Consider the following 14347-nt stretch of genomic DNA (forward strand, 5'->3'; position numbering starts at 1 on the left):
GACCCGGCGGGAACGCACCCGACGTCCGACAGCCCCGATCCGGAGCAGGAGACAAACATGCCTTTCATCACCGTGGGGACCGAAAACTCCGCGCCCATCGACCTGTACTACGAGGACCACGGATCCGGTCAGCCGGTGGTGCTGATCCACGGCTTCCCGTTCAACGGGGCGACGTGGGAGAAGGAGACCAGCGCGTTGCTGAACGCCGGATACCGGACGATCACCTACGACCGGCGCGGTTTCGGCAACTCGGCCCAACCGGCGTTCGGATTCGACTACAACACCTTCGCGGCGGATCTCGACGTGCTGATGACCGAGCTGGACCTGCGTGACGCGATCCTGGTGGGTCACTCGATGGGCACCGGCGAGGTCGTCCGTTACCTGGGCAACTACGGCTCGCAGCGAGTGAGCAAGGCCGTGCTGCTCAGCCCGCTGCAACCGATGCTGGCCAAGGCCAAGGACAACCCGGAGGGCGTGGACACCAGCCTCTTCAAGGGTTTCCAGGACGCCATCATCAAGGACCGCTTCGCGTACCTCACCCAGTTCTGCGACGCGTTCTTCAACTACAGCGAGAACAAGGGCAAGCTGGTCAGCGACGAGGCGTACCGGGCGCACTGGCAGATCGGCGCGATGGGCTCGGCCAAGGCCACCCACGACAGCGTGGACGCCTGGCAGGAGGACTTCCGCCCCGACCTGCCGAAGATCGACGTGCCGGTGCTGATCGTCCAGGGTGACAAGGACAACGTGCTGCCCTACCCGGTGACCGGTCAGCGGCTCGCGCCCATGATGCCGACCGCCCAACTCGTTACCCTCAAGGGCGCGCCGCACGGTATCCCGTGGACGAACGCCAACGACGTCAACAAGGCGATCATGGACTTCCTGAAGCAGCCGGCGAAGGCTCGCGCCTGATCGCTCCGGATCGGCGCGACCAGCGCGGCGACGTAGTCGCCACGCCCGACCCGTGCTGGCCTCCGGCCGGCGCGGGTCGGGCCGCCCCGTTCGTGCCATCCACGATGGTCGGACGCTCGGCGGTCAGGCCCGGATCAACGTGACCAGCCCGGCCGCGACCAGCACACCCGCCCAGAGCCTGTCGACGTTGAACCACGCCCGGCGCAGCACCCCGACCCCGAGCACCTGGTAGACCAGCACCGCGACGACCAGGGCGGTGCCGAGCATGGCCACGGTGTGCACCCCGGCCGCCGCCAGCCCGGGCAGCGCGCCCACCGGCGCGGCGGACAGGTGCCCGGCGTGGCCCCCGCTCACCGGCTCGTTGACCAGCACCGGCAGCAGCATCAACCCCGCGCCGTGCGCCGACGACATGAGAAACGACCAGCCGGCGAGCTGCGCCGCGGACATCCGCATCCCCGCCCAGCGGAAGTGCCGTTCGGAGAGCAGCCGCCACAGCCCGAAACCGACCAGCAGCACGCCGCCGCCCACCGCCAGGGCGGTGCTCGCCGTCACCGACCGGGTCGCGGTGACCAACGCGGCGACGATCCCCACCGAGGCCAGGTGCCCCGCCGCGATCGGCGGCAACGAGCGCAGCAGGGCCGTCCTGCTGCGCTCCTGTAGGCCGCGGGCCACCGCGAACAGCCAGCCCATCGCCGGATTCAGGCCATGGAACGCGCCGAGCGCGGCGAGCGTCACCCAGGTGCCGACGGTCACGGGAAGCAGTACGAGTCGGAGGACGCGTCCCCGCCCTGCAACCGCGTCTGGTGCACCCGCAGGCCACGGAACTCGTCGCCGTGCGGGAAGAACCTCGGGTCGAGGGCGAGCCCGCCGGCGTCCACGTCGACGTCCAGCTTGGCGAGCCACGCGCCCACCCCGTCGGGGTAGAACTGGTCATCCCAGGCGCCGTAGAGGGAGTTGCTGACGTAGACCCGCCGGCCGTCCCGGCTCACCTCGACCATCTGCGGGCCGCCGGCCAACGCCTCGTCCGGCGCGGTCGGGTGGGCGGTACGGCGGACGATCCCGCCGAGGTGCACCGAGCCCGTCAGCACCGGGTGCAGCGGGTCGCTGACGTCGTACTGGCGCAGCTCCCCGGTGCCCCAGCAGGAGACGTACAGGAAGCGGTCGTCGACCGACAGGTCGATGTCGGTCACCAGCGGCGGCACCGCGCCGAACGGCTTGAGCAGGTCGGGCAGGTCCGCCGGGTCGGCCGGCTCGGCCGGAATGTCGATCACCTTGGTGACCGCCCAGGCGTCGCCGTCGCGGTGCCACAGCCAGATCGAGGCGGACAGGTCCTCGACGCTGATCACCACCCCGACGAACCCGTACGACTTCGTCGGGTCGTGTGCCGGGCGCAGCTCCAGCGGCATCTGGTACGCATCGCCAAGGTCGACCCGCTGCACGTGCCGACGCTTCGCGAGATCCCAGAAGTGGATGGCGTGACCGTAGCGCCGGCCCAGCAGCAGCTCACCGATGATGCCGTCCTCGACCATCGACGGGGTGCCCCACTCGCTGGTGACAAGCACGTCCTGGGTGAGGTGCCACCACAGGTCGTACGCCAGGAACTGCGGCCCCCGGTCGGCCTCCCACGCCCCGCGTACCTCGAAGGTGGTGTGGTCCAGGATGGCGATGCCGCCCGGACCCTCCGCGCCGTCCGCGCCGCCGAGAGCGGAGACGTAGATGCCGTCCGGTCCGCAGTGCACGGTGTGTGGGCGGGAGTATCCGGCGCGCTTGGCCAGCTCCTCCGGCCCGATCACCTTCACCACCTGGGGTTGGCGCGGGTCGGGTTGGGTGTCGATGACGTGGATCCGCGACGAGCGCAGACCGGGAACGATCAGGTACCGCCGCTCGACGTGCGGGTGCGGGGCGGTCGGGCAGAGCGCGCTGCTGCACGCGTTCCAGCCGAAGTGGTGCACCTCGTCGCCGAGGTGCGGCAGGTCGGTCCAGCCGACGACTTTGCCGTAGTCGGGGGAGTCGGGGTCGGTGCCCAGCACCACGATGGCGTCCGGGCGGCTGGCCGTCCGGTCGAAGGCCGCCACGTAGGCGAGCTTCTCCGCCGGGGCCGTCACCGCCTGGCCGGGGGAGGGGTAGAAGGTGGGATCGGGGGTCCAGCGAGTCATCGGGGGTCTCCGCTCGTCAGGTGGTGGGAACGCCGAGTTGGTCGAGCAGGTGGCGGCGCAGCGCGCCGAAGGCCGGGTCGTCCGGCGTACGGGTGGGGGTCAGGTCGACGGGCAGGTCCGCGGCGATGCGGCAGGCGTCGAGGAGCAGGATCCGGTCGGCGAGCAGCAGGGCCTCCTCCACGTCGTGGGTGACCAGCAGGGCGGCGAAGCCGTGCTCGGCGCGCAACCGGCGCAACAGCACCTGCATCCGCAGGCGGGTCAGCGCGTCCAGGGCGCCGAACGGCTCGTCGAGCAGCAGCAGGTCCGGCTCGCGGACCAGGGCACGCGCGACCGCCACGCGCTGCGCCTGCCCGCCGGACAGTTCGGCCGGCCAGGCCCGGTGCCGGTCGGCCAGCCCGACCTCGGTCAGCGCCCGCTCGATGCGTCCGGCGCGGTCCGGGCCGGTCAGCCCGAGCCCGACGTTGTCGGCGACCCGTTTCCAGGGCAGCAGCCGGTGTTCCTGGAACACCACGGCGGCGGTGCCGTGCACGGCGATCTCGCCACCGGCCGCCGTGTCCAGCCCGGCGAGGATCCGCAGCAGGGTGCTCTTGCCGGAACCGCTGCCGCCCAGCAGCGCGACGACCTCACCCCGGGCGATGCTCAGGTCGACCCCGGACAGCACGACCGTCGGCCCGAATGCCCGGCGGACCGCGTGGGCGGTGAGCACGGGTTTCGCGTCGGTCAGGTGGCCCGCAGTCCGCGACGCCATGTCAACATCCTCCTCTCCGCAACGCGTAGGGCAAGGTCGGATATCAGTCCGAGTAGCGCGTAGACGAGCAGGCCGAGCACCACCACATCGGTCTGGCTGAACTCCCGCGCCTCCATCATCAGGAAACCGATTCCGGTCTGGGCGTTGACCTGCTCGCCGACGACGAGGCTGAGCCAGGCCGCCCCGATGGCCAGTCGCAGGCCCAGGAACAGCGCGGGCAGCGCCCCGGGCAGCACGACGTGGCGCAGTCGGGCGGCCTGGCCCAGTCCACAGGTACGGGCGGCCTCGACCAGCCGCTCGTCGATGTCACGGATGCCGGCGTACGTGTTGAAGTAGATCGGGAAGAACGCACCGAGGGCGACCAGGCTGATCTTGAGCGGTTCACCGATGCCGACCCAGATGATCAGCAACGGGACCAGGCCGAGGTGCGGCAGCATCCGGGCCATCTGCACCGGCGGGTCCACCAGGTCGTCGCCGAGGCGCAGCAAGCCCGCCACGGTGCCCAGGGCCAGCGCCAGGACGCCGCCGATGAGCAGCCCGGCCCCGGCGCGGGTGAGCGAGTCGACCAGGTGCACGGCGAGCGTCCCGTCGCGGCTCAGCCGCCAGCCGGCGGCCAGCACGTCGCTCGGCGCGGGCAGCTTCTCCGGCGCCAGCACCCCGACCCGGGCGGCCAGCTCCCAGCCCACCACCAGCACGACCGGACTGACCAGCCGCCGCCACCGCCGGGCCGGCCGCTGGCGGGGGGCCGTGACCGGCGCGGCGGCGACCTCGGCGGGGGCCTCGACGAGAGTCGTACGGTTCACCGGAACACCTCGCTGAACCGGTCGTCGATCCGGGACCGGATGTCGACCGGGCCCGGAATGAGGTCCAGGGCGATGAAGCTGTCGGTGATCGCCTGGAGCTCGTCGCCGATGGCCGGACTGACCGGTGCGAGCGGCTTGGCGCTGCGGGCCAGGGCGCGGCTGGTGACGTCCTCGGGGATCTTCAGCTCCGGTGCGAGGGTGCTGGCCCGCTCCTGCGGGTTGGCGATGCCCCAGTCGGTCACCTCGCGGTACCGCTGTAGGAACGCGCGGACCTCGTCCGTGCGGTGCTCGACCGCGTCCGGGGCGGCCAGGACGTACTCCCGGTTGCTGGCCAGGCCTGTCGCGTCGGCGAGCACCCGGACGCCCGGCTGTTCGGCCAGCGCGAAGTACGGATCCCAGATCACCCAGGCGTCGACCTGCCCACTGTCGAACGCGGGTCGCCCCTCGGCGGGCTTGAGGTACGTGACGTCGATGTCCCGCAACGTCATGTTGTTCGCCTCCAGCAGCCGGACCAGCAGCCAGTGCACATTGGAGCCCTTGTTGAGGGCGACCCTCTTGCCCCTCAGGTCGGCGAAGGTGCGGTAGCCGCTGTCGGCCTTGACCAGCACGGCCTCGCCCTGCGGGATCGGCTCGGAGGTGCCGATGACGGAGAACGGGATCTTCCCGGCCGCGGCGAAGACCGGCGGCGCCTCTCCGACCTGTCCGATGTCGATGGAGCCGGCCTTGAGCGCCTCGGTGAGCGCCGGGCCGCTCTCGAACAGCGACCACTGGACGCCCGGCGTCGCGCCGCGCGCCTTGACCAGGCTCAGCCCGCCGAAGCGTTGGTAGCCGATCCGGAGCGCTCCGGCGTCGTCCTTCGCGTCGGCGGACCCGCCGCAGGCGCTCACGGCGGCCGTGGCGAGCAGGGCCACGGCCGTGAGGGCGGCCGTGGCGAGTCGGCGGCGGTGCGGCTGGCGACTCGTCGAAAGGGTGGGCATGGCGACTCCTTGGGTCGGGCGGGTAAGCCGGGCCACGTCGACCGGTGCGGGTAGGCGGTCGGTAGCCTACTAACCCGATAGGTTTTATGGGTAGAGTGGCGGCGCGATCGTCCCAAACCTCAGGAGGGGCCAGCCGCGCGTGCCCCGACCACCGAAGGAAAGAGCCGAGATGACCCTCACCTTCCACTGGTTTCTGCCCACCAACGGCGACAGCAGGGACATCGTCGGCGGCGGACACGGCATGCCGGCCGGCACCGCCGGGCGTGCCCGACCGGCCAGCGTCGCCTACCTCGGGCAGATCGCCCGCACCGCCGAGCAACTCGGCTTCGTCGGCGCACTCACCCCGGCCGGCGCCTGGTGCGAGGACGCCTGGCTGAGCACCGCGATGCTCACCGAGGTGACCGAACGCCTCAAGTTCCTGGTCGCCTTCCGACCCGGGCTGCTGGCACCCACCCTGGCCGCCCAGATGGCCTCCACCTTCCAGCGGCTGTCCCGGGGCCGGCTGCTGCTCAACGTGGTCACCGGCGGCGAGTCCCACGAGCAGCGGGCCTACGGCGACTTCCTGGACAAGGACGCCCGGTACGCGCGGGCCGACGAGTTCCTGCACATCGTGCGTGCGCTGTGGCGGGGTGAGACGGTCGACCACACCGGCACCCACCTGCGGGTCGAGCAGGCGCGGCTGCACCGGCTGCCCGACCCGACGCCGCCGGTCTACTTCGGTGGCTCGTCGGCCGCCGCCCTACCGGTGGCGGTGCGGCACAGCGACGTCTACCTCACCTGGGGCGAACCTCCGGCCCTGGTCGCCGAGAAGCTGCACCGGGTCCGGTCGCTGGCCGCCGCCGCCGGGCGCGAGCTGCGCTTCGGCATCCGGCTGCACGTCATCGCCCGGGACACCGCCGACCAGGCCTGGGCGCAGGCTCGCCGCCTGCTCGACGGCATCGCCGAGGCCGACATCCAGGCCGTGCAGAACGGGCTACGTCGCAGCGAGTCCGAGGGGCAGCGCCGGATGCTCGACCTGCACGGCGGCTCCCGCGACGGACTGGAGATCGCACCCAACCTGTGGGCCGGCGTCGGGCTGGTCCGTGGCGGCGCCGGCACCGCCCTCGTGGGCAGCCACACCGAGATCGCCGACCGGATCGCCGAATACCACGCCCTCGGCATCGACGAGTTCATCCTCTCCGGCTATCCGCACCTGGAGGAGGCGTACTGGTTCGGGGAGGGGGTGCTGCCGATCCTGCACGAGCGCGGGCTGTGGCGGCACCCCGACGGCCAGCCGGCAGCGGAGCACGTCGACGTGCCCTTCGCCGGGCAACCGGTGCCCTAGCGGCTCCGGCTGGCCCGCCGTCGGCCGATGCGCCGCCCCGCGAGGCTCACCGCCGTGCTGCCGGCCGCCATGCCGATCAGCATCAGAACGGCACCGACCGCCCACAACCCGCTGTCGTCGGTCGACGCGGCCTGCCATGACCAGGCCGCCGTGAAGGCGACAGTCATCACCGGCGCCACCAGCCACGGGCTCAGCCGCATTCCGGCCAGGGCGGCGAGCAGCACCAGCGTCACCACGCAGCCGATCACCTGCCACGGCTCGTACGGGCCGCTGGTCGAGTTGGTCTCCGGGTCGACCGTGTACTCGGTGTCCCAGCCCAGCCAGAGCAGCCACACCCCGACGGTGGCCACCGCCAGGAACAACGCGCCGAGCAGTTTCTGGGTACCTCTGGTCGTCGTCACCGGGTGATCATCCCCTGTGCGACGCCGTACGCGATGAGCACCCGTACCCACCGTCGCGGGGGCGGCCGTGATCCCGAGCGGACTGTTGCCCCGGCCGGTGGTGGTCCTCTACGGTCTGCTCAAGCGGTGGGCGGTGCGGTCCGCATCCGACCGGAAGCCGCCGGGTGCTCGTCGCGCGGGCCGGGATGGTGGAGTCCCGGGTCACCCCGTCGGCAGCGGGCCTGGCGGTCGTGTGACTCCAGCTCGTACCCCGGGGTGTGTCGCTGCCCGGTGCGGCTCCGCGCGGAGCCGGCGAGCCGGGCACGCCGATCCCACCGGGAGATCCCGTGTTCCTCAGCCCGCACGAGCAGGACCGCCTGCTCATCCACGTCGCGGCCGATGTCGCCCGCCGTCGCCGCGAGCGCGGCCTGCGACTCAACTACCCCGAAGCCGTCGCGCTCATCACCGTGTTCCTGCTCGAAGGCGCCCGCGACGGCCGGTCGGTGGTCGACCTGATGTCGGCCGGCCGGACCGTGCTCGACCGCGACGACGTCCAGGACGGCATCCCCGAGCTGCTGAGGGAGGTGCAGGTGGAGGCGACGTTCCCGGACGGCACCAAGCTCGTGACGGTGCACCACCCGATCCCGTGATCCCCGGGGAGATCCTGCCGGCGGACGGCCCGGTCGAGATCAACGCCGGCCGTCCGGTGACCACCCTGCTGGTGGTGAACACCGCCGACCGGCCGGTGCAGGTGGGCTCGCACTACCACTTCGCCGAGACCAACCCGGCGCTGGCCTTCGACCGGGACGCGGCCTGGGGGCAGCGGCTCGCCGTGCCGGCGGGCACGTCGGTCCGCTTCGAGCCGGGCGTCAACCGCAGTGTGGACCTCGTCCCGCTCGGCGGTGCGCGCATCGTGCCAGGTCTGCGTGGCGCGTGCGCCGGGCAGTTGGACGACGCCGGTACGACCCCGGGGGTGGCGCGGTGAGCGCCGTGCGGCGGGACCGCTACATCGACCTGTACGGGCCCACCACCGGCGACCGCATCCGGCTCGCCGACACGAACCTGCTCATCGAGGTGGAGACCGACCACTGTGTCGGCGGCGACGAGGTGGTCTTCGGCGGCGGCAAGGTGATCCGTGAGTCGATGGGGCAGTCCCGGGCCACCCGCGCCGAGGGAGCCCTCGACACCGTCATCACCGGTGCCGTGGTGCTCGACCACTGGGGAGTGGTCAAGGCCGACGTCGGGTTACGCGACGGCCGGATCGTCGCCCTGGGCCGCGCCGGCAACCCGGACACCATGCCCGGCGTCCACCCCGACCTGGTCATCGGCCCGGCCACCGAGGTGATCGCCGGCAACGGTCGGATCCTCACCGCGGGCGCGGTCGACACCCACGTGCACCTCATCTGCCCGCAGATCGTCACCGAGGCGCTGGCCAGCGGCATCACCACGCTCGTCGGCGGTGGCACCGGCCCCGCCGAGGGCACCCGAGCCACCACTGTCACCCCGAACGCGTGGCACCTGGCCCGGATGCACGAGGCGCTCGACACCCTGCCGGTCAACGTCCTGCTGCTCGGCAAGGGCAACACCGTCTCCACCGAGGCGCTCTGGGAGCAGTTGCGGGCCGGGGCGGGCGGTTTCAAGCTGCACGAGGACTGGGGGACCACCCCGGCGGCGATCGACGCCTGCCTGCGGGTGGCGGACGCCTCCGGTGTCCAGGTGTCGATCCACACCGACACGCTCAACGAGGCCGGTTTCGTGGCCGACACTCTGCGCGCGATCGGCGGGCGGGCCATCCACTCGTACCACACCGAGGGCGCCGGAGGCGGGCACGCGCCGGACATCATCACGGTGGCCGGCGAGCCGAACGTGCTGCCGTCGTCGACCAACCCGACCCGGCCGTACACCCGTAACACCCTCGCCGAGCACCTGGACATGCTGATGGTCTGCCACCACCTCAACCCGTCGGTGCCGGAGGACCTGGCCTTCGCCGAGAGCCGCATCCGACCGTCCACGATGGCCGCCGAGGATCTGCTGCACGACCTCGGGGCGATCTCCATCATCGGCTCCGACGCGCAGGCGATGGGCCGGGTCGGTGAGGTGATCCTGCGGACCTGGCAGAGCGCGCACGTGATGAAGGAGCGGGTGGGCGCGCTGCCGGGCGACGGCGCGGCGGACAACCACCGCGCCCGACGGTACGTCGCGAAGTACACCATCTGCGCCGCGATGGCCAACGGGCTGGAACGGGAGATCGGCTCCGTCGAGCCGGGCAAGCTCGCCGACCTGGTGCTCTGGGACCCGGCGTTCTTCGGGGTACGCCCACACCTGGTCATCAAGGGCGGCATGATCGCGTACGCCCAGATGGGTGACGCCAACGCGTCGATCCCCACCCCGCAGCCGATGCTGCCGCGCCCGATGTTCGGGGCGTACGGGGCTGCGGCGGCGGCCACCAGCCTGACCTTCGTGGCTCCGGCGGCGCTGGAGGCCGGGCTGCGCCTGGACGTGCGGCGTCGGGTGGTGCCGGTCGCCGACGTACGGTCCCGGGGCAAGGCCGACCTGCCGGAGAACAACGCGATGCCCCGGATCGAGGTGGACCCGGACACGTTCACCGTCCGGATCGACGGGCAGGTGGTGGAACCGGACCCGGTGTCCCGGCTGCCGCTGGCCCAGCGGTACTTCCTGTTCTGATGGCCACGTCCAGCCTGCTCCTGCTACTGGCCGACGGGCGCTTCCCGGCCGGCGCGCACGCGCACTCCGGCGGCCTGGAGGCGGCCGTCGCCGCCGGCCGGGTCGGCGACCTGGCCTCGTTGGGGGCGTTCCTGCTCGGCCGCCTGGCCACCGCCGGGCTGGTCGGTGCGGCGTTCGCTGCGGCGGCACACCGGGCGGTGGCACCGGACGGCGCGGGGGCGGCCGACGGCGCCGGGGCGGCCGACCGCGCCGATCCGGTCGCGGCGTCGACCCCGGCCGGGTCAGTCCGCCGTCGGGCCATCCTGGCGCGGCTCGACGCCGAGTTGGACGCGCGGACCGCCTCCCCGGCGCTGCGCGCGGTGTCCCGCAGGCAGGGCCGGGCGCTGCTGCGCGCCGGTCGGACGATCTGGCCGGACGCCGCGTTCGCCGACCTGCCCACGACACCCGGGGGAGCGCACCAGCCGCTGGTCCTCGGGCTGCTCTGCGCCGCCGCCGGGTTGAGTCGCACCGAAACCGCCACCATCGCCGCGTACGGCACGGTGACCGGTGCGGCCAGTGCCGGCGTGCGCCTGCTCGGCTTGGACCCGTACCAGGTCCAGGCCCTGCTGGTCGGCCTCGCCGACAGTTGCGACGGCACCGCCGCCGAGGCGGCCCGGTCCGCCGACGATCCACCGGAGCGGCTGCCGGCCGCCGCCGCTCCGCTCGCCGACATCCATGCCGAAGTGCATGCCACCTGGGAGGTGCGTCTCTTTGCGTCCTGACATCGCTGTACCGACTGCTGTGCCCGCCGCCGGGCCGACCGCTGTGCCGCACGACGAGTCCGTGCCGCACACCCATCCGGAACCGGGGGTGGACCCGCACCCGCCGCTGGCGCGAGCCGGTCGGGCCCTGCGGGTCGGCATCGGGGGACCGGTGGGCTCCGGCAAGACCGCCCTGGTGGCCGCGCTCTGCCGGGCCTTCGCCAGCGAGTTGCGGCTCGGCGTGGTCACCAACGACATCTACACCACCGAGGACGCCGACTTCCTCAAGCGGGCCGGCGTGCTCGATCCGGAGCGCATCCGCGCGGTGGAGACCGGCTGCTGCCCCCACACCGCCATCCGGGACGACATCGGCGCCAACCTGGATGCCGTGGACGAGTTGGCCGAGGCGGTCGGCCCGCTGGACCTGGTGCTGGTGGAGAGCGGCGGCGACAACCTGACCGCCACCTTCAGCCGGGGCCTGGTCGACCGGCAGATCTTCGTGGTGGACGTGGCCGGCGGGGACAAGGTGCCGCGCAAGGGCGGGCCGGGAGTCACCGCCGCCGACCTGCTCGTGATCAACAAGACCGATCTGGCGCCGATGGTGGGCGCCGACCTGGCGGTGATGGACCGGGACGCCCGCGCCCGGCGGGGCGACCTGCCGACCCTCTTCCTGTCCATTGTGGCCGATCCGACAGCGGGTCGGGTCGCCGACTGGATCCGGCACGAGCTGGCCCACCACGCGGCACTGCACCCGCTTGCCGCACCGGGCCGCCGGACCTGATGCGTGCGCTCGCTCGACTGGTGGCCCGGGCCGACGGCAGGGGTGGCACGGCGCTGGTCGAGGTGCACGGCGAGACGCCGCTGCTGCTGCGTCAGACCCCGGCCCGGAACGGCACCCCCACGGTGTACGTCGTGGGGGGCGCCGCCGGCCCGCTGGCCGGTGACGACCTCCGGTTGGACATCGAGGTGGGGCCCGGGGCGGCGGTCCGGTTGCACACGGTCGCCGCGTCGGTCGCCCTACCCGGCCGTCCGGGCGCCGTGTCCCGGATGGTCGTGCGGGCGGTGGTGCACGCCGGAGCCACGCTGCACTGGCTGCCGGAGCAACTGGTCGCGGCGGCCGGGTGCGCGCACCTCGCCGAGTCCCACGTGGAGCTGGCCGCCGGGGCGAGCCTGCGCTGGCGGGACGAGTTGATCTGCGGCCGGTTCGGTGAGGAGCCCGGCAGCGCCGTCGTGCACACGCGGGTCGACTACGACGACCGGCCGCTGCTGCGGCAGTCGCTGGCCGTGGGGCCGCACGCGCCCGGCTGGGCCGGCCCTGCGGTGCTCGGCGGCGCGCCGGCCACCGGTTCGCTGCTGGTGGTCGACCCGTCGCGCCCCGCCGAACCAGCACAGGTGCGGGCCTACCGGAGCGTCGCCCGGTTACCGCTGGCCGGTGGCCCGGCGACACTGTGGAGCGCGACGGCCCCCGACGCACACACCCTGCGGGCGCAGCTCACCGTCTAGGGCTGACCGCGCGCTGGCTCGCCGCGCGCTGGCTCGCCCGGGGACCCACGAGGCCGGTACCCCTCAACGGCGATATACCTGTGGGTCATAACTATGACCCACAGGTATATCGCTCCCGGTGGTGTCCGCCCTCGACGCCGGCCGCAGGTGCGCCGGGCGTCGCCCGTCGGTGCGGGTGTGGGTCAGTGCGAGCCGACCGTGTCGGCGCGGTCGCGGTGGCGGGCCGGGTCGAGTCGGCCGATCAGGTCGTCGAGCTGGTTGATCAGGTCGGCGCCCTCGGGTGCGCCCAGCTCGGCCAGGCTGGCGCGGACCCGCTGATCGAGGCGCTCGTGCTCACGCCGGCCCCGGGCCGTCAGGTACGCGCGGATCCGCCGACGGTCCAGCGCGTCCACGCGGCGGAAGACGAGGTTCTGGTCGACGAGCTGGTCGACCAGCTTGGTGAGGGTGCCGGGCGGCAGTGACGCCTCGGCGGACACCTCACTCATCGGGTGGCCCTGACCGTCGGCGAGCAGGCAGAGCACCCGCCACGCCTCGATGGTCAGCCCGTCGTCGGCGAGGACGGCACCCAAGCGGCGGGAGAGCAGCCGTTCGGCGCGAGTGAGCGAGCGCAGCAGGTCGGCTGGCGCCCCGGGCACGTCTGACATGGATCTCCCTGGTCCGGTGGCACCGTCATGTTACCGAGTGATCCCGGTCAGTGCCGAGCTCTGGTCTTCCGACGTGGACCGGGCAATCATGTGCTCATGTCCGCGCTGGCAGCGCCGTGGCTCACCGTCGATTCGGCGGTGGTCAGCATCGCGCTGGTGTATCCGATGCGCGGGCCGGCGGGAATGTTCGGCCCGACCTGCGAACTCTGCGCCCAGCTCGCGGTCGAGGAGATCAACCGGTGCGGTGGCGTGCTGGGCCGGGAGGCGCGGCTGATCCCGGTCGACGGCGGCGCTCCGCCAGCCGAGGTGGCCGCCGAGGTCGAGGCGCTGGTGTCGGTGGGGGCCGTGCAGGGGGTGACCGGATGGCACATCTCGTCGGTGCGTCAGGCGCTGGCGCCCCGGGTCGCGCACCGGGTGCCCTACGTCTACACCGCCCTGTACGAGGGCGGTGAACGTACCGAGGGGGTCTTCCTGACCAGCGAGACGCCGGACGCTCAACTGTGGCCGGCCATCCGGTTGCTCGCCGGGGAGCAGGGCGTACGTCGCTGGTTCGTGGTCGGCAACGACTACGTGTGGCCCCGGCGCACCGCGCGGGCCGCGCAGCGGTACGCGTTGCGTGCTGGTGGTCGTGTGGTGGGGCAGAGCTTCCTGCCGCTGGAGGCGCACGACTTCGACGCGGTGCTGCGCCGTATCGAGCACAGCGAGGCCGACGCGGTGCTGATGCTGCTGGTCGGCGCGGACGCGGTGCGGTTCAACCGGGCGTTCGCCCGGTCCGGTCTGGACCAGCGCTGTCTGCGCCTGAGCACCCTCATGGACGAGAACATGCTGCTGGCCAGCGGCGTCGGCGCGACGAGACGGCTCTACAGCACGGCGGGTTTCTTCGCCGGCCTGGTGACCCAGGAGAACCTCGACTTCCACGGGGAGTTCGCCCGCCGCTTCGGAGTGGAGGCGCCGCCGCTGGGCAGCCTGGGGGAGTCCTGCTACGAGGGTGTGATGCTGCTCGCCGCCCTCATCGGACAGGCGCGCACCCTGGACGTGCGGGCCATCGAGACGGCCGCCGACACGGTGGCCTACCACGGGCCGCGGGGGCGACTGCGGCTGCGGCGGCGGCACGTGCGCCAGCGGATCTACCTGGCCGAGGCCGACGGGCTCGACTTCACCGTGCTCGCCCAACTCTGACCGGCGGCCCCCGCCCGTGCGGCAGGCCCTTGACAGCCGCACCCAACCGCGCCCTAAGATGCTTCCTGCGTGAAGTATCCGGTCTGCGAGGCCGGATGTCGCCAATGTGCTCGCCCATCGGTGAAAACGATCACCGACGATTGTGGCGACGCTATTCCCTAGATTCCTGAACGGCCGACACCGCTTTTCCAGTCGCGGTGTCGGCCGTTTTTGCGTGCGTACCGTCCACCAGCGCGGAAACAGTCAATTAAGGACCGGGAAACATTGGCGCAATGATGCCGGTCAACGCTTTCGGTGCC

Annotated in this window: 16 protein-coding genes; 9 read left to right on the forward strand and 7 right to left on the reverse strand. The window is 72.5% G+C overall.

What is annotated here, in order from left to right; translation table 11 throughout:
* The first annotated feature begins 57 nt into the window (after positions 1-57).
* On the forward strand, positions 58-909 hold the full coding sequence (locus ABZ780_RS03475) for an alpha/beta hydrolase (protein WP_357483755.1): 852 nt from the start codon (positions 58-60) through the stop codon (positions 907-909).
* Between the two features lie 123 nt (positions 910-1032).
* On the opposite strand, the gene ABZ780_RS03480 is transcribed toward ABZ780_RS03475, so the two are convergent.
* From ABZ780_RS03480 to ABZ780_RS03500, 5 genes are read right to left on the reverse strand one after another with little or no spacing between them, the layout of a single operon-like run.
* Positions 1033-1662, reverse strand: a complete 630-nt coding sequence (locus ABZ780_RS03480) for a hypothetical protein (protein WP_357000146.1) — start codon at positions 1660-1662, stop codon at positions 1033-1035.
* Positions 1659-3065: a selenium-binding family protein gene (locus ABZ780_RS03485; protein ID WP_357483758.1), complete on the reverse strand. Its 1407-nt coding sequence runs from the start codon at positions 3063-3065 to the stop codon at positions 1659-1661. Before ABZ780_RS03485 ends, ABZ780_RS03480 begins: the two co-directional genes overlap by 4 nt.
* Before the next feature lie 16 nt (positions 3066-3081).
* The gene (locus ABZ780_RS03490; protein ID WP_357000150.1) at positions 3082-3813 is read right to left on the reverse strand and encodes an ABC transporter ATP-binding protein; all 732 of its coding nucleotides are present in this window, start codon (positions 3811-3813) and stop codon (positions 3082-3084) included.
* Positions 3786-4616: an ABC transporter permease subunit gene (locus tag ABZ780_RS03495; protein ID WP_357483761.1), complete on the reverse strand. Its 831-nt coding sequence runs from the start codon at positions 4614-4616 to the stop codon at positions 3786-3788. Before ABZ780_RS03495 ends, ABZ780_RS03490 begins: the two co-directional genes overlap by 28 nt.
* A complete protein-coding gene (locus ABZ780_RS03500; protein WP_357483764.1) occupies positions 4613-5593 on the reverse strand; it encodes an aliphatic sulfonate ABC transporter substrate-binding protein in 981 nt (326 codons plus the stop codon). The genes ABZ780_RS03495 and ABZ780_RS03500 overlap by 4 nt, the downstream gene beginning before the upstream one ends.
* Positions 5594-5762: 169 nt before the next feature.
* Between ABZ780_RS03500 and ABZ780_RS03505 the strand changes: the two genes are divergently transcribed.
* Positions 5763-6917, forward strand: a complete 1155-nt coding sequence (locus ABZ780_RS03505) for an LLM class flavin-dependent oxidoreductase (protein ID WP_357483767.1) — start codon at positions 5763-5765, stop codon at positions 6915-6917.
* Here ABZ780_RS03505 and ABZ780_RS03510 read toward each other — a convergent pair.
* Positions 6914-7318 (reverse strand): hypothetical protein, encoded by a 405-nt coding sequence (locus ABZ780_RS03510; RefSeq protein ID WP_357483771.1) that lies wholly within the window; start codon positions 7316-7318, stop codon positions 6914-6916. The two genes, ABZ780_RS03505 and ABZ780_RS03510, sit on opposite strands and share 4 nt — an antisense overlap.
* 326 nt (positions 7319-7644) lie before the next feature.
* Here ABZ780_RS03510 and ABZ780_RS03515 point away from each other — a divergent pair, with 326 nt between their 5' ends.
* From ABZ780_RS03515 to ABZ780_RS03540, 6 genes are all read left to right on the forward strand, one after another.
* Complete coding sequence (locus ABZ780_RS03515) at positions 7645-7947, forward strand: urease subunit gamma (protein ID WP_357000165.1); 303 nt, start codon at positions 7645-7647, stop codon at positions 7945-7947.
* A complete protein-coding gene (locus ABZ780_RS03520) occupies positions 7944-8282 on the forward strand; it encodes an urease subunit beta (RefSeq protein WP_357483774.1) in 339 nt (112 codons plus the stop codon). Before ABZ780_RS03515 ends, ABZ780_RS03520 begins: the two co-directional genes overlap by 4 nt.
* Positions 8279-9982: an urease subunit alpha gene (locus ABZ780_RS03525; RefSeq protein WP_357483777.1), complete on the forward strand. Its 1704-nt coding sequence runs from the start codon at positions 8279-8281 to the stop codon at positions 9980-9982. Before ABZ780_RS03520 ends, ABZ780_RS03525 begins: the two co-directional genes overlap by 4 nt.
* A complete protein-coding gene (locus tag ABZ780_RS03530; RefSeq protein ID WP_357483780.1) occupies positions 9982-10743 on the forward strand; it encodes an urease accessory UreF family protein in 762 nt (253 codons plus the stop codon). The genes ABZ780_RS03525 and ABZ780_RS03530 overlap by 1 nt, the downstream gene beginning before the upstream one ends.
* A gap of 61 nt (positions 10744-10804) precedes the next feature.
* Positions 10805-11503 (forward strand): urease accessory protein UreG, encoded by a 699-nt coding sequence (gene ureG, locus ABZ780_RS03535; RefSeq protein WP_357483783.1) that lies wholly within the window; start codon positions 10805-10807, stop codon positions 11501-11503.
* A complete protein-coding gene (locus ABZ780_RS03540) occupies positions 11503-12225 on the forward strand; it encodes an urease accessory protein UreD (protein WP_357483786.1) in 723 nt (240 codons plus the stop codon). Before ureG ends, ABZ780_RS03540 begins: the two co-directional genes overlap by 1 nt.
* Positions 12226-12407: 182 nt before the next feature.
* Here ABZ780_RS03540 and ABZ780_RS03545 read toward each other — a convergent pair whose 3' ends face one another.
* On the reverse strand, positions 12408-12869 hold the full coding sequence (locus tag ABZ780_RS03545) for a MarR family transcriptional regulator (protein ID WP_357483789.1): 462 nt from the start codon (positions 12867-12869) through the stop codon (positions 12408-12410).
* A gap of 96 nt (positions 12870-12965) precedes the next feature.
* Here ABZ780_RS03545 and ABZ780_RS03550 point away from each other — a divergent pair, with 96 nt between their 5' ends.
* Positions 12966-14048 (forward strand): substrate-binding domain-containing protein, encoded by a 1083-nt coding sequence (locus ABZ780_RS03550; protein WP_357000186.1) that lies wholly within the window; start codon positions 12966-12968, stop codon positions 14046-14048.
* Positions 14049-14347: the final 299 nt, after the last annotated feature.

The organism is Micromonospora sp. NPDC047467 (genome assembly GCF_040643095.1).
GTDB lineage: Bacteria > Actinomycetota > Actinomycetes > Mycobacteriales > Micromonosporaceae > Micromonospora.

Excerpts from the sequence above, each read along its gene's own strand:
- ABZ780_RS03475 (WP_357483755.1), top strand. The coding sequence starts at position 58 with ATGCCTTTCATCACCGTGGGGACCGAAAACTCCGCGCCCATCGACCTG.
- ABZ780_RS03485 (WP_357483758.1), bottom strand. The coding sequence starts at position 3,065 with ATGACTCGCTGGACCCCCGATCCCACCTTCTACCCCTCCCCCGGCCAG.
- ABZ780_RS03490 (WP_357000150.1), bottom strand. The coding sequence starts at position 3,813 with ATGGCGTCGCGGACTGCGGGCCACCTGACCGACGCGAAACCCGTGCTC.
- ABZ780_RS03500 (WP_357483764.1), bottom strand. The coding sequence starts at position 5,593 with ATGCCCACCCTTTCGACGAGTCGCCAGCCGCACCGCCGCCGACTCGCC.
- ABZ780_RS03505 (WP_357483767.1), top strand. The coding sequence starts at position 5,763 with ATGACCCTCACCTTCCACTGGTTTCTGCCCACCAACGGCGACAGCAGG.
- ABZ780_RS03530 (WP_357483780.1), top strand. The coding sequence starts at position 9,982 with ATGGCCACGTCCAGCCTGCTCCTGCTACTGGCCGACGGGCGCTTCCCG.
- ABZ780_RS03540 (WP_357483786.1), top strand. The coding sequence starts at position 11,503 with ATGCGTGCGCTCGCTCGACTGGTGGCCCGGGCCGACGGCAGGGGTGGC.
- ABZ780_RS03545 (WP_357483789.1), bottom strand. The coding sequence starts at position 12,869 with ATGTCAGACGTGCCCGGGGCGCCAGCCGACCTGCTGCGCTCGCTCACT.
- ABZ780_RS03550 (WP_357000186.1), top strand. The coding sequence starts at position 12,966 with ATGTCCGCGCTGGCAGCGCCGTGGCTCACCGTCGATTCGGCGGTGGTC.